18 protein-coding genes and 3 riboswitches are annotated in these 21,884 nt (G+C 74.1%); of the genes, 9 read left to right on the top strand and 9 right to left on the bottom strand.

Going from position 1 to position 21,884, the window contains the following annotated elements; translation table 11 throughout:
• Window positions 1-6: 6 nt before the first annotated feature.
• Window positions 7-339, top strand: a complete 333-nt coding sequence (locus ACQBAS_RS04130) for a hypothetical protein (RefSeq protein WP_427385121.1) — start codon at window positions 7-9, stop codon at window positions 337-339.
• A gap of 9 nt (window positions 340-348) precedes the next feature.
• Here the strand turns inward: ACQBAS_RS04130 and ACQBAS_RS04125 are convergent, their stop codons facing one another.
• A complete protein-coding gene (locus tag ACQBAS_RS04125) occupies window positions 349-966 on the bottom strand; it encodes a histidine phosphatase family protein (RefSeq protein WP_427385120.1) in 618 nt (205 codons plus the stop codon).
• Window positions 967-1,236: 270 nt separating this feature from the next.
• On the opposite strand from ACQBAS_RS04125, the gene ACQBAS_RS04120 reads away from it, so the two are divergent.
• Entirely contained in the window at window positions 1,237-2,745 is a 1,509-nt protein-coding gene (locus tag ACQBAS_RS04120) for a cobyric acid synthase (protein ID WP_427385119.1), read from the top strand.
• Window positions 2,742-3,548 carry a precorrin-6A synthase (deacetylating) gene (gene cobF / locus ACQBAS_RS04115; RefSeq protein WP_427385118.1) on the top strand — a complete coding sequence of 269 codons (807 nt, stop codon included), beginning with the start codon at window positions 2,742-2,744 and terminating at the stop codon, window positions 3,546-3,548. Before ACQBAS_RS04120 ends, cobF begins: the two co-directional genes overlap by 4 nt.
• A gap of 63 nt (window positions 3,549-3,611) precedes the next feature.
• Here cobF and bluB read toward each other — a convergent pair whose 3' ends face one another.
• Both bluB and cobN read right to left on the bottom strand, forming a co-directional pair.
• A complete protein-coding gene (gene bluB, locus ACQBAS_RS04110; RefSeq protein ID WP_427385117.1) occupies window positions 3,612-5,363 on the bottom strand; it encodes a 5,6-dimethylbenzimidazole synthase in 1,752 nt (583 codons plus the stop codon).
• Complete coding sequence (gene cobN / locus ACQBAS_RS04105) at window positions 5,360-9,028, bottom strand: cobaltochelatase subunit CobN (protein ID WP_427385116.1); 3,669 nt, start codon at window positions 9,026-9,028, stop codon at window positions 5,360-5,362. Before cobN ends, bluB begins: the two co-directional genes overlap by 4 nt.
• 54 nt (window positions 9,029-9,082) lie before the next feature.
• Window positions 9,083-9,203, bottom strand: a riboswitch (cobalamin riboswitch).
• Between the two features lie 55 nt (window positions 9,204-9,258).
• Here cobN and ACQBAS_RS04100 point away from each other — a divergent pair.
• From ACQBAS_RS04100 to ACQBAS_RS04085, 4 genes are read left to right on the top strand one after another with little or no spacing between them, the layout of a single operon-like run.
• Entirely contained in the window at window positions 9,259-10,425 is a 1,167-nt protein-coding gene (locus ACQBAS_RS04100) for a cobalamin biosynthesis protein CobG (protein ID WP_427385115.1), read from the top strand.
• Window positions 10,425-11,093, top strand: a complete 669-nt coding sequence (locus ACQBAS_RS04095) for a precorrin-8X methylmutase (protein ID WP_427385114.1) — start codon at window positions 10,425-10,427, stop codon at window positions 11,091-11,093. Before ACQBAS_RS04100 ends, ACQBAS_RS04095 begins: the two co-directional genes overlap by 1 nt.
• The gene (locus tag ACQBAS_RS04090) at window positions 11,090-12,688 is read left to right on the top strand and encodes a precorrin-2 C(20)-methyltransferase (protein WP_427385113.1); all 1,599 of its coding nucleotides are present in this window, start codon (window positions 11,090-11,092) and stop codon (window positions 12,686-12,688) included. The genes ACQBAS_RS04095 and ACQBAS_RS04090 overlap by 4 nt, the downstream gene beginning before the upstream one ends.
• Before the next feature lie 58 nt (window positions 12,689-12,746).
• Entirely contained in the window at window positions 12,747-14,075 is a 1,329-nt protein-coding gene (locus ACQBAS_RS04085) for a methyltransferase domain-containing protein (RefSeq protein WP_427385112.1), read from the top strand.
• A gap of 62 nt (window positions 14,076-14,137) precedes the next feature.
• Here the strand turns inward: ACQBAS_RS04085 and ACQBAS_RS04080 are convergent, their stop codons facing one another.
• The 6 genes from ACQBAS_RS04080 to cbiE all read right to left on the bottom strand — a co-directional run bounded on the left by ACQBAS_RS04080 (window position 14,138) and on the right by cbiE (window position 18,920).
• Window positions 14,138-15,037: an energy-coupling factor ABC transporter ATP-binding protein gene (locus ACQBAS_RS04080; RefSeq protein ID WP_427385111.1), complete on the bottom strand. Its 900-nt coding sequence runs from the start codon at window positions 15,035-15,037 to the stop codon at window positions 14,138-14,140.
• Window positions 15,034-15,798 carry a cobalt ECF transporter T component CbiQ gene (gene cbiQ / locus ACQBAS_RS04075; RefSeq protein ID WP_427385110.1) on the bottom strand — a complete coding sequence of 255 codons (765 nt, stop codon included), beginning with the start codon at window positions 15,796-15,798 and terminating at the stop codon, window positions 15,034-15,036. The genes ACQBAS_RS04080 and cbiQ overlap by 4 nt, the downstream gene beginning before the upstream one ends.
• The gene (locus tag ACQBAS_RS04070; RefSeq protein WP_427385109.1) at window positions 15,795-16,109 is read right to left on the bottom strand and encodes an energy-coupling factor ABC transporter substrate-binding protein; all 315 of its coding nucleotides are present in this window, start codon (window positions 16,107-16,109) and stop codon (window positions 15,795-15,797) included. The genes cbiQ and ACQBAS_RS04070 overlap by 4 nt, the downstream gene beginning before the upstream one ends.
• Window positions 16,102-16,773: an energy-coupling factor ABC transporter permease gene (locus tag ACQBAS_RS04065; protein ID WP_427385108.1), complete on the bottom strand. Its 672-nt coding sequence runs from the start codon at window positions 16,771-16,773 to the stop codon at window positions 16,102-16,104. Before ACQBAS_RS04065 ends, ACQBAS_RS04070 begins: the two co-directional genes overlap by 8 nt.
• A 55-nt stretch (window positions 16,774-16,828) precedes the next feature.
• Window positions 16,829-16,895: riboswitch (cobalamin riboswitch) on the bottom strand.
• A gap of 61 nt (window positions 16,896-16,956) precedes the next feature.
• Window positions 16,957-17,697, bottom strand: a complete 741-nt coding sequence (locus ACQBAS_RS04060; RefSeq protein WP_427385107.1) for a cobalt-precorrin-4/precorrin-4 C(11)-methyltransferase — start codon at window positions 17,695-17,697, stop codon at window positions 16,957-16,959.
• Window positions 17,694-18,920: a precorrin-6y C5,15-methyltransferase (decarboxylating) subunit CbiE gene (gene cbiE / locus ACQBAS_RS04055; RefSeq protein ID WP_427385106.1), complete on the bottom strand. Its 1,227-nt coding sequence runs from the start codon at window positions 18,918-18,920 to the stop codon at window positions 17,694-17,696. The genes ACQBAS_RS04060 and cbiE overlap by 4 nt, the downstream gene beginning before the upstream one ends.
• A 12-nt stretch (window positions 18,921-18,932) precedes the next feature.
• A riboswitch (cobalamin riboswitch) is annotated at window positions 18,933-19,136 on the top strand.
• Between cbiE and ACQBAS_RS04050 the strand changes: the two genes are divergently transcribed.
• Entirely contained in the window at window positions 19,133-21,256 is a 2,124-nt protein-coding gene (locus ACQBAS_RS04050) for a magnesium chelatase subunit D family protein (RefSeq protein ID WP_427385105.1), read from the top strand. (Overlaps the previous riboswitch by 4 nt.)
• Window positions 21,256-21,870 carry a cob(I)yrinic acid a,c-diamide adenosyltransferase gene (cobO, locus tag ACQBAS_RS04045; protein WP_427385104.1) on the top strand — a complete coding sequence of 205 codons (615 nt, stop codon included), beginning with the start codon at window positions 21,256-21,258 and terminating at the stop codon, window positions 21,868-21,870. Before ACQBAS_RS04050 ends, cobO begins: the two co-directional genes overlap by 1 nt.
• The last annotated feature ends 14 nt before the right edge of the window (window positions 21,871-21,884 follow it).

Here is a 21,884-nt window from a genome sequence, read left to right as displayed (position 1 = left end):
GGCGCCATGAGCACGCGAAACGGAATGACTCTGTTGCCGGCACAGGACGTGCAGACCGCACCGGTGGTCGCCCTCGGTCTGGTGGGCGGTTACCTCGTCGCCCGAGAAAGCGGCATCCGGCCCTTGGGCGGCGTCCTGCTGGCCGGGTGCGGGGCGCTGGCCGGACGCACGTGGCTGGCGAAGGGCGGTCCGGTCACGGCCGGCGCACTGACTGCGCTCTACGTCGGCGGCTTCGGCGCGTCACACCCGCTGGCCAAGAAGATCGGCGCGTGGCCCTCGGTCCTCGCGGTGACGGCACTCGCCGCGGGTGCGGCGCACGTCGTGTCCGACCGCCGCTGACGCTGGCGGTCAGTCCCCGAGGACGACCGTCGTGACGCTGCCCGGCGTCACCGGCTCATCCCAGTCCACGTCCCGCCAGGTGCGTCCGCGCAGCCACGCGAGGGCGGCCCGGATGGTGTGCTCGTGGCTGACGACCACGAGATGCCCCGGCGCTGCGAGTGCGGGAGCCAACCACGCGCCGACCCTCTCGTGGACGTCGCGCAGGGATTCGCCTCCGCCCCAACGGATCTCGCTGATGTGCCGCCCCTCCCCCGGCTCCTCCGCGACGAGGGACCCGGCGGAGCGACCCTCCATCGAGCCGAGGTGCTGCTCGCGCCACGCGGGCTCCTGGTGCACGATCGCCCTCCACCCCATGGGGCGCAGCGCGACCGCGAGGACCTCGGCGCTCTCCCGCGCGCGGGCGAGATCACTGCTCCACAGGTCGACGGTGCGGGCTCCTGACGGCAGGCCCAGGACCCCGACCACCTGCCGCCCCGCCTCCGCGATCTGCTGACGCCCCGTCGCCGTCAGCACCGGTTCGTCGTCGCCGCGATACGACCCCTGCACGCGACCGGCGGCGTTCCACGTCGACTCGCCGTGACGGACGAAGTGGAGGTGCGTGGCGGCCGTACCCACGCGCCGGGTCAAGGGCGTCTGCTCGCGCGGAACTCGCGGATGAGGATCCAGATGATCCACAGTCCACCGGTGACAAGCGTGAGGACGATGTCGAGCATGAATCTCCAGAATCCATAGCGCGCCATGTCGCAACCCCCTTCATGGTGACGATCGTGATGATGCCCATCATGGACGAGCCGAACGGGAGCCTCGTCAGCACCCGCGAGGCGTGGACGGGGACACGCCTGGCACTGGTGATCGCGGGCACGGGCGCCGAGCCAGCGGTCCGTAGACTCACCCCCCGTGAGCGGACTGCTGGTGACCGGGACCTCCTCCGACGCGGGCAAATCCCTCGTCGTGACGGGACTGTGTCGCGCGTTCGCCCGGCGTGGTCTGTCCGTCGCGCCGTACAAGGCGCAGAACATGAGCAACCACTCCATGGTCTGCCGCGACGGCGCCGAGATCGGGCGGGCGCAGTACCTCCAGGCGCAGGCCGCCGGCGTCGAGGCGACCTCCGCGATGAACCCCGTCCTGCTCAAGCCCGGCAGCGACCGGCGCGCGCACGTCATCGTCCGAGGCCGACCCGCCGGGGAACTGCGCGCGGGCGAATACGCGACCGGCCGCACGCATCTGGCGGAGGCCGCCTTCGCCGCCTACGACGAACTCGCGTCCCAGGTCGACCTCGTCGTCTGCGAGGGGGCCGGATCCCCCGCGGAGATCAACCTGCGCGCTGGTGACTACGTCAATCTCGGTCTGGCGCAACGGTTCTCGCTGCCGACCGTCCTCGTCGGTGACATCGACCGCGGCGGCGTCCTCGCCGCGCTGTACGGCACGTGGGCCCTTGTCGACGACGCGGACCGCGCCCGTCTGGCGGGGTTCGTCATCAACAAGTTCCGCGGCGATGCCAGCGTCCTCACCCCCGGCCTGGACGAGATCACCCGGCGCACCGGGATGCCGTCCTTCGGGGTCCTGCCGTGGCTCGAGGACGTCTGGCTCGACTCCGAGGACGCGCTGTCCGTCGGCGCGTGGGGCACGAGCGACGACGGCGTCCCGGCCGACCGCCGGCTGTCCGTGGCCGTCGTCCGCTTCCCCCGCACGTCCAACGCGACCGACGTCGACGCCCTCGCCGCCGAGCCCGGCCTCGACGTCCGGGTCACCCGCGACGCCGACACCGTGCGCGAGGCCGACCTCGTCGTCCTGCCCGGGTCGCGCGCGACGACGTCGGACCTGTCGTGGCTGCGCGCCAGCGGCCTCGCCGACGTCGTACTCGAGCGGGCGCGGCGCGGGGCTCCCGTCCTCGGCATCTGCGGCGGCTACCAAATGCTCCTCGACGAGATCGTCGACGACGGGATCGAGGCCACCGACACCACCACAGCCACCACCACCATGAGCGAAGGTCGCTCTGCGACAACGGTGGCCGGCCTCGGCCTGCTCCCCGGTCGCGTCGTCTTCGCCGCCGACAAGGTGCTCGCCCGACCGTCGGGCACGTGGCGCGGACACCCCGTCGAGGGCTACGAGATCCACCACGGGGTCGTCACCCCCGGCGAGCGCGCCGACGTCACCGAGTTCCCCGGCGGGCACGCCGTCGGCGCCGTCCACGGCTCGATCTGGCACGGCACGCTCGAGGGCGACGACTTCCGCCGGGCCTTCCTCGCCGACGTCGCCGCCGCCACGGGTTCGGCCTGGCGCGCGCAGGCGGGCGGGGCGACCTTCGCCTCCCGCCGCGAGGCGATGATCGACTCCCTCGCCGACGCCCTCGAGACCCACGTCGACGTCGACGCCGTCCTCACCCTTGCCCTGGAGTCCCGATGACCGCCAAGCCCGTCCATCGCATCCACGTCATCGGGATCGGCGCCGGCTCCCCCGACCACGTCACCGCCCAGGCCGCCGCCGCCCTCGCCGAGGTCGACGTCTTCCTCGTCGCGGACAAGGGCGAGACGAAGGACGAGCTGGTCGCCGTCCGCCGCGCGATCTGCGAGCGCTTCATCCCCGCCGGCCACCCGTACGAGTTCGTCACCGTGCCCGACCCGCAGCGCGGCCCGGACGCCGAGCGCGACGGCACCGACTACGCCGCCGCGGTGACGGCTTGGCACGCGGCCCGGACCGACGCCTACGTCCGAGTGATCGAGGGACTCCCCGAGGGCGCCGTCGTCGGGTTCCTCGTGTGGGGCGATCCCGCCTTCTATGACAGCACCATCCGGGTCGTCGACGCCATCGCCGAGCGCCTGCCGACGGAGGTGACGGTCATGCCCGGGATCTCCGCCTTCCAGACGCTGGCCGCCGCCCACGGCATCGTCCTGCACCGCGTCGGCGAGCCCGTCCACATCACGACCGGTCGACGCCTCGTTGCGCAGTGGCGCGCCGCCGCGGAGGCCGACCTGACCCTGGGCACCGTCGTCGTCATGCTCGACGGCCACCTCGCCTGCCGCGAACTCGCCGCCACCGACCCCGACACGACGATCCACTGGGGCGCCTACGTCGGAATGCCCCAGCAGGCGCTGCGTCACGGCCGGCTCGCCGACGTCATCGACGACATCGTCGCCCTGCGTGCGGAACTGCGCGAGCGCCACGGCTGGATCATGGACGTCTACGCGCTGACGCCGGCGTCGGCCTGACCGCGCCGCCTGACTGCGCCGCCTGACTGCGCCCTCCAACCCTGCCGCGGCGTCTGGACGACGTCAGACGGTGCGGGCCGCGACGGCCCGGACCGCCAGGCCCTGCCGGACGAGCGACGCGGCGAGACAGGCGCCGACCCCTTCACCGGCGCGCAGCCGCAGCGAGAGCAGCGGCTCGAGGCCGAGCTCGCGCAGCACCAACGCGTGTGCCCGTTCGCGGCTGACGTGGCCGGCGAGCACGTGCCCCTGGACACCCGGCTCGAGTCGCGCCGCGATGACCCCGGGCAGGGAGGCCGCGAGCCCGTCGAGCACGACCGGCGCCCCCGCCCCGGCCGCACCGAGCACGACCCCCGTCAGCACGGCGATCTCGGGACCACCGAGGGCGGCCAGCAGGCGCAGCGGGTCACGCTCGCCCGCGGTCCGCTCGAGCGCCGAAGCGACGACGGCGCGTTTGCGCGCCACCATGGCGGCGTCCGACCCGGCGCCCAGTCCGACGGCGTCCTGCGGTTCGAGACCGAGGAGGGCGCAGGCGAGCGCGGCGGCCACGGTCGTGTTGCCGACGCCGACCTCACCGAGACAGACCAGTCCGCGCTCGGCCGAGCGCACGCCGATCTCGCGCCCGCGCGCCACCAGCGCCTCGACGTCGGCGTCGGTCAGGGCGTCGCCCGTCACGAGGTCGCCGCGCTCGCCCGTGGGCCGCGCGTCGATGCTGCCGGCAACGTGGTCGCCGTCAACCCCGGCATCGACGGCGACCACGCCCAGTCCGGCCCCGGCCGCGGTGGCGGCGCCCAGGGATACCCCGGCGACGGTGGCGGCCAGGACGTCGCGGGTCGTCGAGGCCGGGTAGGCGCTGATGTCGCGCACGGTCACGGGGTGATCCGCGGCGGCGACGACGAGCGTCCCGCCGGTGACGCCGCCGGCCCCGACCGCGAGGACGCGGTTGAGTGCCCGGTCGAGGACACCGAGGGACTCCGGCGGCGAGAGCAGCTCGTCCGCGGCGTCCGTGGCCGCCACGAGACGCTCCGCCTCCGGGCCGCGCAGGTGCGAGACCGGCTGCCGCGGGGCGGACTCATCGGCCGGCCAGCGCTCACGGAGCACGACGTCGGACAGCGGCGCCTTCGCCGACCATGCCGCCCGCTCGAGACCGGGCGACGGCGGGCGCTCGTCGGGCCACCCGAGACACAGCCATCCGAGGGTCTCGACCCCGTCGGGCAGCCCGAGCAGGTCGGCGAGGTGGGCCGGCTCGAAGAGGGTCACCCAGCCCATGCCGAGGCCGTGCGCGCGGGCAGTGAGCCACATGTTCTCGATGGCCGTCGCGCAGGACCACAGGTCCGCATCGGGGAAGGTCGCCCGCCCCAGCACGCCCGCCGCGGGCGTGCGCCGGTCGCACGCCACGACGACACCGACGGGCGCCTCCCGCAGGCCCTCGAGTTTGAGGTCGAGCATGCGGGCCGCGCGCTCCGACGACAGGTGCGCGGCCTGCGCGAGCCGGGCGCGGTCGGCGAGGTGCGCGGCGCGGTCACGCGTGGCCGGGTCGGTGACGACGATGAAGCGCCACGGCTGCGAGTGCCCGACGCTCGGGGCGCGATGGCCCGCCTCGAGGACCCGCTCCACGAGATCCTCCGGGACGGGGTCAGGGCGGAAGCGGCGGATGTCGCGACGGCCGGCGACGACGTCGGCCAGCGCCGCCGTCACGTTCTCCCCCATGGCCCAGCCGGCCGGGTCGTCCCGGCGCTGCGCGGCGCTCGTGGTGTCGCCGACCGTTGGCACGGGCCGGGGATACGCCCCGACGCCGTGCCCCTGCGGCCCGCTCACGCGTCGTCCTCGTCGCCCTCGAGGTCCCCTTCGACGTCGAGGTAGACCTGTTGCATCGCGGCGACGACCTCGGGGTCGGGCTCCTCCCACAGTCCCCGGTCGGCGGCCTCCGCGAGCTTCTCGACGATGCCGCGCAGCGCCCACGGGTTGGCCCGCCGCATGAAGTCCTGGTTCGTCTTGTCGAGGACGTAGTCCTGGGCGATCCGGTCATACATCCAGTCGTGCACGACGCCGGCGGTGGCGTCGAAGCCGAAGAGATAGTCGACGGTCGCGGCGAGCTCGAAGGCGCCCTTGTAGCCGTGCCGCTGCATCGCGGCGATCCAGCGCGGGTTGACCACGCGGGAGCGGAAGACGCGGTTCGTCTCCTCCTGCAGCGTCCGCGTGCGCACCTGGTCGGGGGACGTGGAGTCGCCGACGTAGGCCTTCGGCTCCGAACCGGTCAGCGCGCGAACGGTCGCGACCATGCCGCCGTGGTACTGGAAGTAGTCGTCCGAGTCGAGGATGTCGGACTCGCGATTGTCGACGTTCTTCGCCGCGACCTGGATCCGGCGATAGGTGCGCTCCATGTCCTCGCTGGCCGGCGCCCCGTCGAGGTCGCGTCCGTAGGCGAAGCCGCCCCACGCGGTGTAGACCTGCGCGAGGTCGTCGTCGCTGCGCCACGTCCCCGACTCGACGACCTGGAGGATGCCGGCTCCGTAGCTGCCGGGCTTGGAGCCGAAGATCCGCGTGCGGGCCCGCCGCTCGTCGCCGTGCTCCGCGAGGTCGGCCGCGGCGTGCGCGCGCACGAAATTGTCCTCGTCGGACTCGTCGAGCCCCGCGACGAGCGCGACCGCGTCGTCGAGGAGCGCGATGACGTGCGGGAAGGCGTCCCGGAAGAAGCCGGAGATACGGACGGTGACGTCGATGCGTGGCCGCCCGAGCTCGGCGAGCGGGATCGGCTCGAGGCCGGTGACGCGCCGGGACTGCTCGTCCCAGATCGGGGTGACGCCCAGGAGCGCGAGCACCTCGCCGATGTCGTCACCGCTCGTCCGCATGGCGCTCGTGCCCCACATCGACAGGCCGACGGAGCGCGGGAGCTCGCCGGTCTCCTCGCGGTAGCGAGCCAGCAGCGAGTCGGCCATGGCGCTGCCGGTCTGGTAGGCCAGCCGCGACGGGATCGCCTTCGGGTCGACGGAGTAGAAGTTGCGTCCGGTCGGCAGGACGTTGACGAGCCCGCGCAGCGGCGACCCGCTCGGTCCCGCCGGCACGTAGCCGCCGTCGAGGGCGTGCAGCACCATGGACAACTCGCGGGTCGTGCCCGCGAGCCGCGGCACGACCTGGGTGGCGGCGAAGGCGAGCACCGAGGCCACCTCCTCGGCTGCCGTGTCGTCGAGGTCCGGCTCCTCCCGCGCGACGACGTCGCGCGCGGCGTCGGCCGACCAGTCGGCCGCGGCGAGCGCCTCGACGAGGCGACGGGCGCGGCCTTCGATCGCGTCGGTCTCGACGGTGCCGGCATCCTCGACGAGGCCGAGCGCCGCCCGCAGGCCCGGCACGGAGCCGACCTGCCCGGCGAAGACCTGGGACGCGCGCAGGACGGCGAGGACGAGGTTGACCAGCCCCTCCCCTTCGGGTGCCTGTCCCAGCACGTGCAGACCGTCGCGGATCTGCACGTCCTTGATCTCGCAGAGCCAGCCGTCGACGTGCATGACGAGGTCATCGAAGCCGTCGGCGTCGTCGAGGTCGACGTCGTCACCGAGGCCGAGGTCGACGTGCATCTGGGCGGCGTGCAGGAGCTGCCAGATCTCGCCGCGCAGCGCGGGCGCCTTCGCGGGGTCCATCGCCGAGACGTTGCCGTACTCGTCGAGGAGCTGCTCGAGCCGCGCGATGTCGCCGTAGGACTCGGCTCGGGCCATCGGCGGCACGAGGTGGTCGACGATCGTCGCGTGCGCGCGGCGCTTGGCCTGCGTGCCCTCGCCGGGGTCGTTGACGAGGAAGGGGTAGACGAGCGGCAGGTTGCCCAGCGCGGCGTCGGTGCCGCACGACGGCGACATGGCGAGGTTCTTGCCGGCGAGCCACTCGAGGTTGCCGTGCTTGCCGACGTGGACGACGGCGTGCGCGCCGAACTCCTGCTCGAGCCACCGGTAGGTCGCGAGGTAGTGGTGCGTCGGGGGCAGGTCGGGGTCGTGGTAGATCGCGATGGGGTTCTCGCCGAACCCGCGCGGCGGCTGCACGAGGAGCACGACGTTGCCGCGCACGAGCGCCGCGGTGACGATCTCGCCGTCGGCGTCGCGGGTCGTGTCGACGAAGACCTCCCCCGGCGCGTCGCCCCAGTGCTCGGTCATGGCCTCGCGAAGGTCGGCCGGCAGCGCGTCGAACCACGGCCGGTAGGTCGCGGCCGGGATGCGGACCTGGGCGCCCTCGACCTGCTCCTGCGTCAGCCATTCCTCGTCCTGACCGCCGGCGGCGATGAGGGCGTGGATGAGGGCGTTGCCGCTCGTCGTGTCGGGCGCCTCGCCCTCGACCTCGGGCAGCGGCTCCATCCCGGGGAAGCCCTCACCGAGGTCGTAACCCGCCTCCCGCATGGCGCGCAGCAGCCGGATCGTCGAGACCGGGGTGTCGAGCCCGACGGCGTTGCCGAGGCGGGAGTGCTTCGTCGGGTAAGCCGACAGGACGACGGCGATCCGGCGCTGCTCCGGTGGGGTCGAGCGCAGGCGGGCGTGGGCGACGGCGATCCCCGCGACCCGGGCGCAGCGCTCGGGGTCGGCGACGTAGCGCGGCAGCCCCTCGGCGTCGAGCTCCTTGAAGGAGAACGCGACGGTGATGAGCCGCCCGTCGAACTCGGGGACGGCGACCTGGGTCGCGACGTCGAGCGGGCTCATGCCGTCGGCGGAGTCCAGCCAGTCCTGGCGCCCCCACGTCAGGCACAGGCCCTGGAGGATGGGGATGTCGAGGGCGGCCAACTGCTCGACGTCCCAGGCCTCGTCGTCCTCGCCCGCGGACGCCGTCGCCGGGCGCGTACCTCCGGCGGCGAGGACGGTCGTGACGAGCGCGTCGAGGGTGCCGAGGTGCTCGAGGAGGCCCTCGGGGACGTCGCGCAAGGAGCTGGCGTGGATGACGACGCCCTGTCCGCCGGCGGCATCGACGGCGTCGGCGAGGGCGTGCGCGTAGTCCGTGTTCCCGGCGACGAACTGGGCGCGGTAGATGAGGATCCCCACCCGCGGGCGCGGGCCACCACCGGGAAGGGGTGCCGGCGCCGGCCGGTCCAGCTCACCCCAGAGCGGCAGCGCGAGCGGCGGCTCGAAGACCTCACCGGTCAGCAGCAGGGTGTCCCCGAGGAAGGCGTGCAGCGCCGCGAGGTTGGCCGGGCCGCCCTCGGCGAGGTAGCGGTGCGCCTCGGTGGCCGTGCCGGTCGGCACGGACGAGAGCTCCATCAGCGCGGCGTCGGGCTCCTGCGTCCCGCCGAGCACGACGAGCGGAGCCGGGCCGCGGCGAAGGTCGGCGAAGCCGGCCCAGAGGGTCTGCGGGCTGCCGAGGTAGCGGACGAGCACGATGTCGGCGCCGGCGACGCGCTCGGCGATCTGCTCGTCGGTGAGGCGGGCGGGGTTGCCGACGACGTAGTCGGCTCCGGCGCTGCGCGCGCTCAGCAGGTCGGTGTCGGACGTGGACAGCAGGGCGATCGTCGGCACGGGCAGTGTGCTCCTCAAGCGGGGTCCGCGCCCCGCAGTCATCGGACCTGCACGGTGTCGCGCAGGTGGTCGACCCGACGTGTCTGACTCGGCGAGCGGCTGCTCGCATCACAGTGGCGGGACCGTCCCGGACTTGCACCGGGTTCCGTACTGGATCAACCACGGGCACTCTAACGCCCCGTCGGACGACAGGGCCGGCGCGTCCGTCCCAGTGCGTATGCTGCGCCACCGTGACGTCCGCCAGCCCGCCCCGCACCGGGGCCGACCGCTGCCCGGGACTGCTCGCGCCCTTCCAGGCCGCGGACGGCGCCATGGTCCGGCTGCGACTGCCGGGCGGTCTGGTGTCGACCGCCGCACTCAACGAGATCGCTTCTCTCGCAATGCGATTCGGTGACCCCGAGGTCACCTTGACCTCCCGTGGGAACCTCCAGCTGCGGGGGCTGCCCGCGGTGCTACCGACCCCCTTCGTCGAGGGCATCGAGGCCACGGGATTGATGCCGCCGGCCACCCACGAGCGTGCCCGCAACATCGTCGCCGACCCGCTTGGGGACGACCTCGAGCCGCTCGTCGCGGCCCTCGACGCGGGCCTGACTGGTGATCCGCGTCTCGCCGAACTGCCGGGCCGGTTCCTCTTCGCCGTGGCGCGCCCCGGCGGTCCCGTCCTCGCCGAGCCGTGGGACGTGGCGATCGTTCTCGACAGCACTGCCATTCCGGCGACGAAGGGGGTCGGTCGCGTCCTCGTCGACGGCCGCGCGGTGACGCTGGCCGACGACCTCCTCGTCCCGACCGCGCTCGCCGCGGCGCGCGCGTTCCTCGAGGCCCGGCCCGATGCCCGCACGTGGAACGTGACCGATCTGCCGGTCGAGGCGCGCGCCGCGCTGCTGCCCGAGGCCATCCCGCTCTCCCCTGCCGACCAGACCGAGCCCGCAGCCCCGCCGCGACCGGGGCCCCACGGCGACGACCTCGTCGCCCTCGTCCCGCTCGGTCTGCTCACCGCGACGCACACGGCCGCCCTGATCGACGTCGCCGACGTCGTCCAGGTGACCCCGTGGCGGACCCTCGTCGTGCCCGGCGGCGCGGCCCACGCCGACCGGCTCGCGCGGGCGGGCTTCGTGGTCACGCCGGACTCCCCGTGGACGGTGGTGACCGCCTGCGCGGGCGCGCCCTCGTGCGCACGGACCGACACGCCCACCCGCGAACTGGCCCGCGAGGCGGTCACCGTGCTCGATGCGTCGACACACGACCTGCCCGCGCTCCCCATCCACGTCATCGGATGCGACCGCGCGTGCGGGCGACCTTCGAGGCCGCACACGATCGCCCTCAACCCGAGCTCCGCCGCGGACATCGTTGCCGCACACAGCAACTCGCACGCTGCCACCCGACACGAGAAGGCCTGATGGACTCCCTTCGCCCTCCCCAGCGCCGCTACGACTACGTCACCGACGGGCAGGAGATCTATCGCCGCTCGTTCGGCATGATCCGGGACGAGGCCGACCTCGCAGGCCTGCCCGCGAGCCTGCACAGCGCCGCCGTCCGGATCATCCACGCCGCCGGGGACGTCGACATCACGCGGGACATCGCCGGTCATGCCGGCGTCGCCGCGGCGGCGCGCGCCGCGTTGCACGCCGGGGCGCCCATCCTCACCGACTCCAACATGCTCGCCTCCGGGGTCACCCGACGCCGACTGCCCGCCGACAACGAGGTCCTCTGCACCCTGCGCGACGAGCGCGTCCCCGCGCTGGCGACGGCGTGGGGCACGACCCGAGCCGCGGCCGCGGTCTCGCTGTGGACCGACCGCCTCGAGGGCAGCGTCGTCGCCATCGGCAACGCGCCGACGGCCCTCTTCCACCTCCTCGAGATGATCCGCGACGGGGCGCCGCGGCCGGCGGCGATCGTCGGGATGCCCGTCGGCTTCGTCGGCTCCGCCGAGTCGAAGGTCGCCCTCGCCGAGCACGACCTCGGCGGCGACCAGGTGCCCTGGCTCGTCGTGCACGGCCGCCGGGGTGGCTCCGCCATGGCCGCCGCCGCGCTCAACGCCCTGGCCAACCCGGACGAGCTGGCATGAGCGGCACCGCGATCGGGCGCTTCTACGGGGTCGGGATCGGCCCCGGCGACCCCGAGCTCATCACGCTCAAGGCCGCGCGCCTCATCGCGGAGGCCGATGTGATCGCCTTCCACGCGGGCACCGGCAAGCAGTCCATGGCACGCGCCATCGCCGCCGACCTCATCCCCCAGGGCGTCATCGAGGAGGAACTGCGCTATCCGGTGACGACCGGATTCACCGACCACCCGCTGGGCTACTACGGGGCGCTGGCCGACTTCTACGACGAGTGCGCGCAGCGTCTGGAGGTGCACCTGTCGCGGGGGCGGACCGTCGTCGTGCTCGCCGTCGGCGACCCGCTCTTCTTCGGGTCCTTCATGTACGTCCACGACCGGCTCAGTCCGCGCTACCCCACCGAGGTCGTCCCCGGCATCACCTCGCTGTCCGCGGCGACGGCAGCCGTCGCGACCGGCCTCTGCCGGCACGAGGACACCCTCACGGTGCTGCCGGGCACCCTCCCGGTCCCCGAACTCGCGCGGCGGCTGGCCGACACCGACGCCGCGGTCATCATGAAGTTGGGTCGCACCTTCGCCGGTGTGCGCGAGGCGCTGCGCCAGGCCGGAGTCCTCGAGCGGGCCGTCTATGTCGAGCGCGCCTCGGCGGCCGACGAGCGCGTCCTGCCGGCAGCGGAGGTCGAGCCCGGGCGGGTGCCGTACATGTCGCTCGTCGTCGTGCCCGGCGAGGGATTGCGTGCCGATGCGGCCGGACGCGCGGCCGAGCACGAGGTCCTCACCAGCGCCGCTCCCACCGGCAGCGACAACGGCACCGACACCAGTGGCACCGACACCAGTGGCACCGACACCAGCGGCACGACCGGCACCGTCCACGTCGTCGGGCTCGGCCCGGGACCGGCGAAGTGGGTCACGCCGGAGGCGAGCGCGGTGCTCGACTCCGTCGCACACGTCGTCGGCTACGGCCCCTACGTCGCCCGGGTGCCCCAGCGCGAGGGCCTGACCCGGCACGCCTCCGGCAACGCCGTCGAGCTCGACCGCGGTCGATTGGCGCTCGACCTCGCCCGCGGCGGCGAGGACGTCGCGCTCGTGTCCGGGGGCGACGCCGGGGTCTTCGGGATGGCGACCGCCCTCTTCGAGGCCCGCGAGTCCGCCGTGGCGGACGATCCTGCGTATGGCGATCTTCCCGTGCGCGTCGTGCCCGGGGTGACCGCCGCGCACGCAGCGAGCGCACTCGTCGGTGCGGTGCTCGGCGGCGACCACGCCCTCGTCAACCTCAGCGACAACCTCAAGCCGTGGGAAGTCCTCGCCGACCGCCTCACGGCGCTGGCGACGCGGGACGTGACGATCGCCCTCTACAACCCGCGCTCCCGCTCGCGTCCCGACACCCTCGGCGCCGCCCGCGACCTCCTCGTCGACGCGGTCGGCCCCGAGCGGGTCGTCGTCGTCGCGCGGCACGTCGGCCGCGACGAGGAGTCGTCGTGGGTGACGACGCTCGGCGATCTCGACGTCGAGGCCGTCGACATGGGGTGCCTCGTCGTCATCGCCGCCTCGACCGCACGCGTCACCGACGACGGACGAGTCTGGACGCCGCGCTCGGTGGGCTGAACCGGTCCTCGCCGCCGTCTCCGCCCGTGGCGTTCGGTTCGCTGTTACGGTCCACGATGTGACGCAGCCCACGAGCTCGAGCACCACTCCCCCCGCGGCCCCGGACTGGGACCTCGTCCGACTCGCGGAGACCTCCCGCTCCGCGCTCACCGGCCGCGTGGCGGCCGAGATCGCCCGCGGCCGACGCGACTACCGGACCCTGCCCGAGGGCCTCGTCGGGCCACGCGTCCGCAGCGTGCAGGAGAACGCGGCCAACCGTGCCCGGCTGGAGCGGTTCTCCGACCACGTCCTCACCGGCGAGCGCGTCGTCGAGGTGGGACCGGGATGGGGGTTCGTCGGGGCGCGGATGCTCGCGGCCGGTGCCACCTCCTATCGGGCGATGGACCTCGATCCGGCCTGCGTGAAGCGCACTACGCGGGTGCTCACGGCGCTCGGTCTCGAGGACCGTCTCGGCCCCATCACCGAGAAGGACCTCTACACGCTGACCCCGGCCGATCTCGAGGACGCCTCGCTCGTCGTCTGCTCCGAGGTCATCGAGCACGTCCCCGACCCGGAGGCGGCCCTCGCCACGCTGGGCGCGGCCCTGCCCGCCGGGGCCGACCTGCTCTTCTCCGTGCCGCTGCTCGGCCGCATCGAGCACGTCTGGGGCCACCTGTCGATCTTCACCGCCGACCGGCTCGAGGCCATGCTGCGCGCCGCCGACCTCGAGGCCGTCCACGTCGAGCCGCTGGCCGACCACTGGGTCGTCGTCCTCGCCTCGCGGGCCGGCGGCCTCGACGCCGCCGAGGGGCGCACGCGAGAGCGCCTCGATCGACTTCGCGTCGGCGCGCAGGAGTACGGGGACGTCCCGCGCGACATCACCCCCGCGGACAGCGTGGCTCCGCTGCCGCCGCAGCCGACCCACTTCGACAATGTGCCCCTCGAGTCCGTCCGGTTCGGGCCGCTCCCCCATCCGGGCTCGGCCCGGGTGACGATCACGCCGGCGGACGGCCCGAAGGGGGTCGTGACGGCCGAGATCGGCGCCCGACGTTCGCTCCTGCGTCGCCCCGCGACGGGTGGCGTCGCCCTGTCGCTCGCTGGTCTCGACCCCGTCCAGGGGATCCGGCTCGAGCTCGCGCTGGATGCGCCCGCGGACGTCGAGGAGGTGGTGGTCACGGCCCGCGGCGGGTCGACACCGCTCGCGAGGTGGACGTGGCGACTCGACGCGCGCGACCGCAAGCGGACCGGACCCAAGACCTTCTCGTTGCGACCGGGGCCGGACCAGGCCCCCTTCGTCGCACCCCGGACCGCAGACCTGACCGGCGCGGATCGGTTCGAGGTGACGGCCACCGTGCGGGCCGGCCGCACCGTGCGGATGGAGATCTCGCGCGTCGCCTGGGTGAGATGAGACACAGGTGAGATGAGACACAGGTCAGATGAGACGCAGGTTCGCTGATCCGCTGAGTCAGCTCAGGTGCGGCCAGCCTCCCCCGCCACCGGCGTGACGCCGGCCCGGGCGAGCACTGCGGCCACGTCGGTGTGCGTGCGCGGCCACCCGTACTGCGCGGGTTCCATCCCGAGCGACCCGAGCAGGGCCAGCGGCCACGGCTGCTCGAGGCGGGCTCGGGCGAGCAGGTCGGCATCCCCGAGCGCATCCCGCACGCTCCCCTGACTCACGACGCCGTCGACGACGACGACGACCTCATCGGCCCACCGCCAGGCCAGATCGACGTCGTGCGTCGAGAGGACCACGGTCGTGCCGTGCCGCTCGAGGGCGGCGACGGCGTCGAGCATCTCCGCCACGCCGACGGGGTCCAGGCCGGCGGTCGGCTCGTCGAGCAGGAGCACGTCCGACCGCATGGCGAGGGCGCCGGCGACCGCCACCCGCTTGCGCTGCCCGAAGGAGAGCCGGTGGACCGGACGATCCGCGAGGTCGCACAGCGACAGGACGTCGAGGGCCTCGTCGACGCGAGCGACGACCTCCTCCGGCGGCAGACCGAGGTTGGTCGGTCCGTAGCCGACATCGGCGCGGACGTCGGCGCTGAAGAGTTGGTCATCGGGGTCCTGGGTCACGAGCTGGACCCGCTGGCGGTGGGCGGTCAGTCCACGCCGCCCGTGATCGAGCGGTCGCCCGCCGGAGATGACGGTGCCCGCCGCCGGCCGGTGGGCGCCCGACAGCACCCGCAGGAGGGTGGTCTTCCCGGACCCGTTGGCGCCGAGGACGGCGGTGCGCCGGCCCAGCCCGATCGTCAGGCTGACGCAGTCGAGGACGTCGGCGGAGGCTCCGGGATAGCGGGCGTGCACGCCGCGCAGGGCCAGTGCGGTGTCGGCGTCGTCCGGCGGGGTCCAGGAGCCGAGGCGGTGCGTCATCGCAGCCCCCCGACGACGGACAGTCCGGCGAGACCGACCACGAGGACCGCGCTCACGGCGACGAAGGGGACCGACACCGGCCGGGCCGCGGTGAGCGGCGCGGCGGCGACACCGCCCCGCCCGGTCAGGCCCTCGTCGAGGCGGCGCGCCCGGTCCCAGGCGGACACGAGGACGGCGGCGGCGAGTTGACCCACCGACCGGCGCGCGGCCCGGCCGCTGGCGTAGCCGAGGCGCCCGGCCTGCGCGGCCCGGATGGCGCTCGCGGCCTCGAGCAGGGCAAAGATGCTCCGATAGGTCAGCGCGGCGACGTCGACCGCGACCTCGGGGACTCCGGCCCGGCGCAGCCCCGACAGGATGTCGGTGACGGGCGTCGTCGCCGCCAGCAGGACCATCGCCGCCGTCGCCGCGAGCGCCCTGGACGCGACGAGCCCGGCCAGGGCCAGGCCGTCGGCGTCGACGCCGATCCGTCCCCACCGCAGGAGGTCACCGGGCCGCGCCGGGCCGAGCGTGACCGCGATGGTCAGTGCACCCAGGGCGACGAAGGCGAGCGGTCCGACCATCGCCGCCGCCCACGTGCGCACGGGCACGCGAGCGGCGGCGAGGGTGAGCGCGATGACGACCACGCCGACGACGATCGCCACGACCGGCGTCGTCGTGGTCGCGGCGACGAGCAGCAGGCCGAGGCACAGGAGCGACTTCTCCGCCGTCGAGCGGTGGCGCCACGGCGACGACCAGGCTGCGTCGTCGAGCGAGAGCCTCATGGCCGACGCCGTCCGCGCAGGCGCCCCAGGGTGTAGCCGAGGACGCCACCGCCGAGGCCGGCCTGGAGCGCGAAGAGGCCCGACTCGACCTGCGCCCCGGCGGGGACGAAGAGCGGCTCGAACCACGGTGTGTGGCCGGCATCCTCGAGTTGACTCGTGACCTGGGCGTCCGATCCGGCGAAGGGGTCGGCGGGGTCACCCCGGTGACCGCCGACGAGGACGGCGATGACGAGGACCGCGAGGGCCAGGGCGAGGACGAGCGCGACACCTCGGCGGCCGAGCGTGCGGGTGGGCGCGACCACGTCAGACATGGCTCGCCTCCCGCTCCCGCGACACGACACCGAGATCCTCGAGCTCCGGCCGCGCCCACGACAGCAGGGTGTTGATGAGGAGCACCCCCACGAGCCCCTCGACGATCGCCAGCGGCACCTGCGTCACCGCGAAGACCGACAGGAACCGGCCCCAGGCCGCGAGGAAACCCCCTTCGGGGAAGGCCAGCGCGAGCTGGGTGGCGGTCGTCACGTAGGTCGCCAGGTCCGCTCCGGCGACGGCGGCAAAGACCTTGAGCGGCAACGGTGCCCGCTCGAGCAGGCGGTAGAGGCCATACCCCACCCACGGGCCGACGACGGCCAACGAGACGGCGTTCGCGCCGAGGGTGGTCAGGCCGCCGTGGGCCAGCAGGAGCGCCTGGAAGAGCAGCACGATCGTGCCGAGGAGCGCCATGACCGGGGGTCGGAAGAGGATGGCACCGACGCCTGTTCCCGTCGGGTGCGAGCTCGACCCGGTGACCGAGGGCAACTTGATCGCCGACAGGACGAAGGTGAAGGCGCCGGCCGCCCCGAGCAGCAGACGCGCGCTGGGATTCTCGCGGACGATGCGGCCTGCGGAGCGCGTGCCATGGATGACGAAGGGGGCCGCGACCGCCGTCCAGGCCGCGGCGTGCAGGGGTGGCAGGAAGCCCTCGGCAATGTGCACGATGGGTGCTCGCTCTCTCCGGGATTGCGCGTCCCGGCCGTCACACCATCGCCCTGAGTTCCTGACTCGCGGAAAACCCGCTCACAGTGGCGCGACCGTCCCGGACTCTCACCGGGTTCCTCATCGAGAGGCGATGGCTCGCCGTACCCTAGCGAACCTTCACGAGCCGCGGGGAGGGGTGATTCAGCGCTCGCGGCGGCACGAGTAGAGGTGCGACTCGGCGAAGCCCTCGGCCTCCAGCGCCCAGCCGACGATGATGACGGCGGCCTGCCGCAGGTCGTGCTCCTCGACCCGGTCGGCGATGTCGGCGAGCGTGCCGCGCACGATGAGCTCCTCCGGCTGCTCGACGCGGTGGCCGACGGCCACGGGGCAGTCGGCGCCGTAGCCGGGGGTGAGTCGCTCGGCGAGTTCCCGCATCCGGCCGATCGCCAGGTGCAGCACGAGGGTGGCGCCAGTGGCCGCGAAGGCCTCGAGGCTCTCCCCCGCGGGCATTCGCGTCGAGTCACGGTGCACCCGTGTCAGCACGACCGACTGGGCGACCTCCGGGACGGTGAGCTCACGACCGAGCAGGGCCGCGGTCGCGGCATAGGCGGGCACGCCGGGGGTGATGTCCCACGGCACGCCAGCCTCGTCGAGCCGCCGGGTCTGCTCGGCCACGGCCGAGTACACGGACGGGTCGCCCGAGCACAGCCGGGCCACGTCCTCGCCCCGCTCATGGGCGGCGACGAGTTCGGCGGTGATCTGGTCCAGGTCGAGACCCTGGGTGTCGACGAGCCGCGCCCCCTCGGGGCAGTGCGCGAGGACGGCCGCGTCGAGGTAGGTCCCGGCATAGAGGCACACCGCGCTGCTCGCGAGCAGGCGCGTGGCGCGCACGGTGAGCAGGTCGGCGGCACCGGGGCCGGCGCCGATGAAGTGGGCGGTCATGAGTCTCCCTTGATGACGGCGAGTTGGACGACGGCGCGCGCGGGCGTCCACGACAGGTGGCGGCCGAGCGGGGCGGCCCGCTCGACGGTCAGGCGGGTGAGATCGCCGCCGGTGCACCCGTGCGTGGCGAGCAGCGTGGCCTCGCCGCCGAGCGTGACGGCGTGGGCGACAAGGCGACCACCGGGAGGAAGGGCGGACCAGGCCGCCTCCAGCACCGGCTCGCTCGCGCCACCGCCGACGAAGACCGCGTCGGGCTGCGGGAGCCCGCCCAGGTCGGTGTTGGCCAGGTCGGCCTGGACGACCTCGACCCGCCCGGCGAGGCCGAGGGCGGCGGCGTTGGCGATGATCCGCTCGGCGCGGGTGGGGTCCTGCTCGACGCAGGTGGCGGTGGCGCGGTCGGCGCCCAGGCACCACTCGAGGGCGACCGTGCCATTGCCGGCGCCCAGATCCCACAGGTGGGCGCCGGGTGTCGGACGCAGCCGGGCGAGGGCACTGGCACGCACGTCGCGCTTGGTCACCTGCCCGTCGTGCTCGATGAAGTCCTCCGCGCGACCGGGCATCGTCCCGGCGGTCCCACCCGCCACGGTGGCGGCGTCGGAGCGCACGTCGAGGCAGCAGACGACGAGGTCGGCGGTGGTCTCGGTGAAGGCGTCGGCTCTCGTGGCGAGCGCGCCCTCATCGGGTCCACCAAGATGCCAGCGGGCGGTGAGCTGCGTTGCGCCCCAACCGTGGTCGGTCAGCATTCCGCCGAGACGAGCCGGGTCCGAGCCGCCCGAGCACAGGACGACGATGCGCGCGCCGGGCGCCAGGTGCGGCAGCACCGCCCGCAGGTCGCGGCCGACGGTCGTGACGACGACGGTTTCCTCGGCGGACCAGCCCTGCCGCGCCCGAGCGAGGGTGTCGGCGGAGATCGCCGGGTGGATGCGCACCCGGTCCGCGCCGAGCAGGTCGATGAGGGTCGAGCCGATCCCGGAGCGAAGGGGGTCCCCGCTGGCGAGCACGACGACGCCACCGGTGGCCTCGGCCGCTTCGACCAGGCCGGGCAGCGCCGGGCGAAGGGGGCTGGGCCAGGCGCGCACGTCCGCGCCGGGCGCGGTCTGCTCGGCAACGAGGTCGAGATGGCGCCGACCCCCGAGGACGGTCGCGGCGTCACGGACGAGGCCTCGCCGCCCTTCGTCGAGGCCGACCCAGCCGTCATCACCGATACCCACGACGTCGATCACGGGGGCCCACCCTAGAGGTAGGGACCCTGTGGCATGCTGTCGCCCGACGCACGAGCAGAGGAATCCGGTGTCATTCCGGAGCGGTCCCGCCACTGTGAACGGCAGCTGTCACCAGCCTCGCCGAAGCCAGAACATCTGCTCGCGTCAGCCGGCGCGGACCCGTGCCGGATCCACCACACGGCGAGCGCGGACACTCGCCGAGGAGGCTTCACGTGGCTGCCCCGTCGTTCCCCTTCACCGCAGTCGTCGGCGCCGACGACCTCGCGCGGGCGCTGCTCCTCAGCGCCGTCTCCCCCGAGATCGGTGGCGTCCTCGTGCGCGGCGAGAAGGGGACCGCGAAGTCGACCATGGTCCGTGCCCTCGCGGCCGTCCTCCCGCCGCAGGACGTCGTGGAGGGGTGCCGCTTCGGCTGCGACCCCTCCCGGGACGAGGGCTGCCCCGACGGCCCCCACGACGACCACCGTCACACGACCCGTCCGGCCCGGCTCGTCGAGCTGCCCGTCGGCGCCACCGAGGACCGCGTCGTCGGCGCCCTCGACCTGCGCCGCGCGCTCGGTGAGGGCGAGGCCGCGTATCAGCCGGGCCTCCTGGCCGAGGCACATCGCGGGATCCTCTACGTCGACGAGGTCAACCTGCTGCACGACCACCTCGTCGACGTCCTGCTCGACGCGGCAGCCATGGGACGCAACAGCGTCGAGCGTGACGGTGTCTCGATCTCGCACCCGGCCCGGATCACGCTCGTCGGCACGATGAACCCCGAGGAGGGTGAGCTCCGGCCGCAGCTGCTCGACCGCTTCGGCCTGACCGTCCACGTCGCGGCGAGCCGGGACCCGCACGAGCGCGCCGAGATCGTCCGCCGCCGACTCGCCTTCGACGCCGACCCGGCCGGCATCTCCGCCCGGTTTGCCGACGCCGAGCGCGCCCTCACCGAGCGCCTCGCCGCGGCCCGCTCGGCCGTCGGCCGGATCAAACTGGATGACCGGACCATCCGCACCATCGCCCGCGTCTGCGCCGGCTTCGACGTCGACGGCATGCGCGCCGACATCGTCACGGCCCGCACCGCCGTGGCCCACGCCGCGTGGTCGGGCCGGGATCACGTGACGCGCGAGGACGTCCGCGCCGCCGCGCTGCTCGCGCTCCCGCACCGCCGGCGCCGCTCCCCCTTCGACGCCCCCGGCCTCGACGAGGACCTGCTCGACGCCCTCCTCGACGACGAGGACCCGCAGGACGACCCGCCGGAAGGGGGGCCCGACGGCGGCGGCGAACCCTCGACGCCGGACGACGGCGACCAGAGCCACCCCGCCCCTGGCAGCGGCGACGCCCCGGAGTCGAGCCAGTCCCCCGCGACCACCCAGGCTTCCGACGCCTCACCATCGGACTCCGCCGCGCAGTCCGACAACTCCGCGCAGTCCGACTCCGCCGAGCAAACAGACGCCGTCCCCACGCCGGGCACCGCGGCACCGATCGGCGTGGCCGCGGCCACGGCCCCCTACCGCACCCGCCGGCTCGAACTGTCGGGCGTCGGATCCGGCCCGAGCGGCCGGCGCAGCCCCGCCCTCACCCCGCGCGGGCGCGCCGTGGGGGTCCACCCGACCGGGCGTGAACCCGCCGGCGCCCCCGTCCACCTGCCGGCCACCCTTCGCGCCGCCGCGGCTCGGCGCACGACCCTCCCCGCCGGGGCGGACCATCGGGTCTCCCCGAAGGACCTGCGCCATGCCGTGACCCGGGGCCGCGAGGCCAACCTCGTCCTGCTCGCCGTCGACGCGTCCGGCTCGATGGCCGCCCGGCGCCGCATGGAGGAGGTCAAGACGGCCGTCCTCTCGCTGCTGCTCGACGCCTATCAGCGGCGCGACCGCGTCGGCCTCATCACCTTCCGCGGCGCGAAGGCCGACCTCGTCCTGCCGCCGACGTCGTCCGTCGACGCCGCCGCCGCACGCCTGGCCGACCTCGCCCACGGCGGCCGCACCCCCCTGGCTGAGGGGTTGACCGAGGTCGCGCGCGTCCTCGCCCGCGAGCGCATCCGCGACCGTCGCCAGCGCGCCCTCGTCGTGCTCGTCACCGATGGCCGCGCGACCGGAGGCAGCGACGCCCTCGCCCGGGCCCGCCGCGTCGCCGACGCCTGGCCCGGCCACCACGCCAGCGCCGAGGTCGTCGTCGTCGACTGCGAGAGCGGCCGCTTCCGCATGGGCCTCGCGGCCGATCTGGCCCGCCGGATGGGCGCCGAGCACGTCCCCCTCGACCGGGTCGCCGCCGGCAGCCTCGTCGACATCGTCACCGACCGCACCGGCGCCGGCACCCGCCCCGGCGTCACCACCCCGACCAGGAGCGCCGCCTGATGGCCAAGGGAGTCACCCCGATCACCCCCGACGACGGCCGCACCACCCGGCAGCGGCGCAACACCCCCCTCGTCGTCGTGCACTCGGGCCAGGGGAAGGGGAAGTCGACGGCCGCCTTCGGGCTCGCGCTGCGCGGCTGGAACCAGGGCTGGTCCATCGGCGTCTTCCAGTTCGTCAAGTCCGCGAAGTGGAAGATCGGCGAGGAGGCCGCGCTCACCGCACTCGGTCGACTGCACGACGAGACCGGCGAAGGGGGCCCGGTCGAGTGGCACAAGATGGGCTCCGGCTGGTCGTGGTCGCGCAAGGCCGGCGCCGAGGAGGACCACGCCGCCGACGCCCAGGAGGGCTGGGCCGAGATCAAGCGCCGCCTCGCCGCCCAGACGCACACGATGTACGTCCTCGACGAGTTCACCTATCCGATGAAGTGGGGCTGGATCGACGTCGACGACGTCATCGAGACGCTCACGAACCGGCCCGGTCACCAGCACGTCGTCATCACCGGACGCGACCCGCACCCGCGGCTCGTCGAGATCGCCGATGTCGTGACCGAGATGACGAAGGTCGCCCACCCCTTCGACCGCGGTCAGAAGGGCCAGAAGGGGATCGAGTGGTGACGCGCCCGGAGACG

Origin of the sequence: Janibacter zhaoxuefangae (genome assembly GCF_050271985.1) — a bacterium.
Classification (GTDB): Bacteria; Actinomycetota; Actinomycetes; order Actinomycetales; family Dermatophilaceae.
This window is presented reverse-complemented; position numbering and strand designations above follow the sequence as displayed.

Excerpts from the sequence above, each read along its gene's own strand:
- ACQBAS_RS04130 (WP_427385121.1), top strand. The coding sequence starts at position 7 with ATGAGCACGCGAAACGGAATGACTCTGTTGCCGGCACAGGACGTGCAG.
- cobF (WP_427385118.1), top strand. The coding sequence starts at position 2,742 with ATGACCGCCAAGCCCGTCCATCGCATCCACGTCATCGGGATCGGCGCC.
- ACQBAS_RS04095 (WP_427385114.1), top strand. The coding sequence starts at position 10,425 with ATGGACTCCCTTCGCCCTCCCCAGCGCCGCTACGACTACGTCACCGAC.
- ACQBAS_RS04090 (WP_427385113.1), top strand. The coding sequence starts at position 11,090 with ATGAGCGGCACCGCGATCGGGCGCTTCTACGGGGTCGGGATCGGCCCC.
- ACQBAS_RS04080 (WP_427385111.1), bottom strand. The coding sequence starts at position 15,037 with ATGACGCACCGCCTCGGCTCCTGGACCCCGCCGGACGACGCCGACACC.
- cbiQ (WP_427385110.1), bottom strand. The coding sequence starts at position 15,798 with ATGAGGCTCTCGCTCGACGACGCAGCCTGGTCGTCGCCGTGGCGCCAC.
- ACQBAS_RS04070 (WP_427385109.1), bottom strand. The coding sequence starts at position 16,109 with ATGTCTGACGTGGTCGCGCCCACCCGCACGCTCGGCCGCCGAGGTGTC.
- ACQBAS_RS04060 (WP_427385107.1), bottom strand. The coding sequence starts at position 17,697 with ATGACCGCCCACTTCATCGGCGCCGGCCCCGGTGCCGCCGACCTGCTC.
- cobO (WP_427385104.1), top strand. The coding sequence starts at position 21,256 with ATGGCCAAGGGAGTCACCCCGATCACCCCCGACGACGGCCGCACCACC.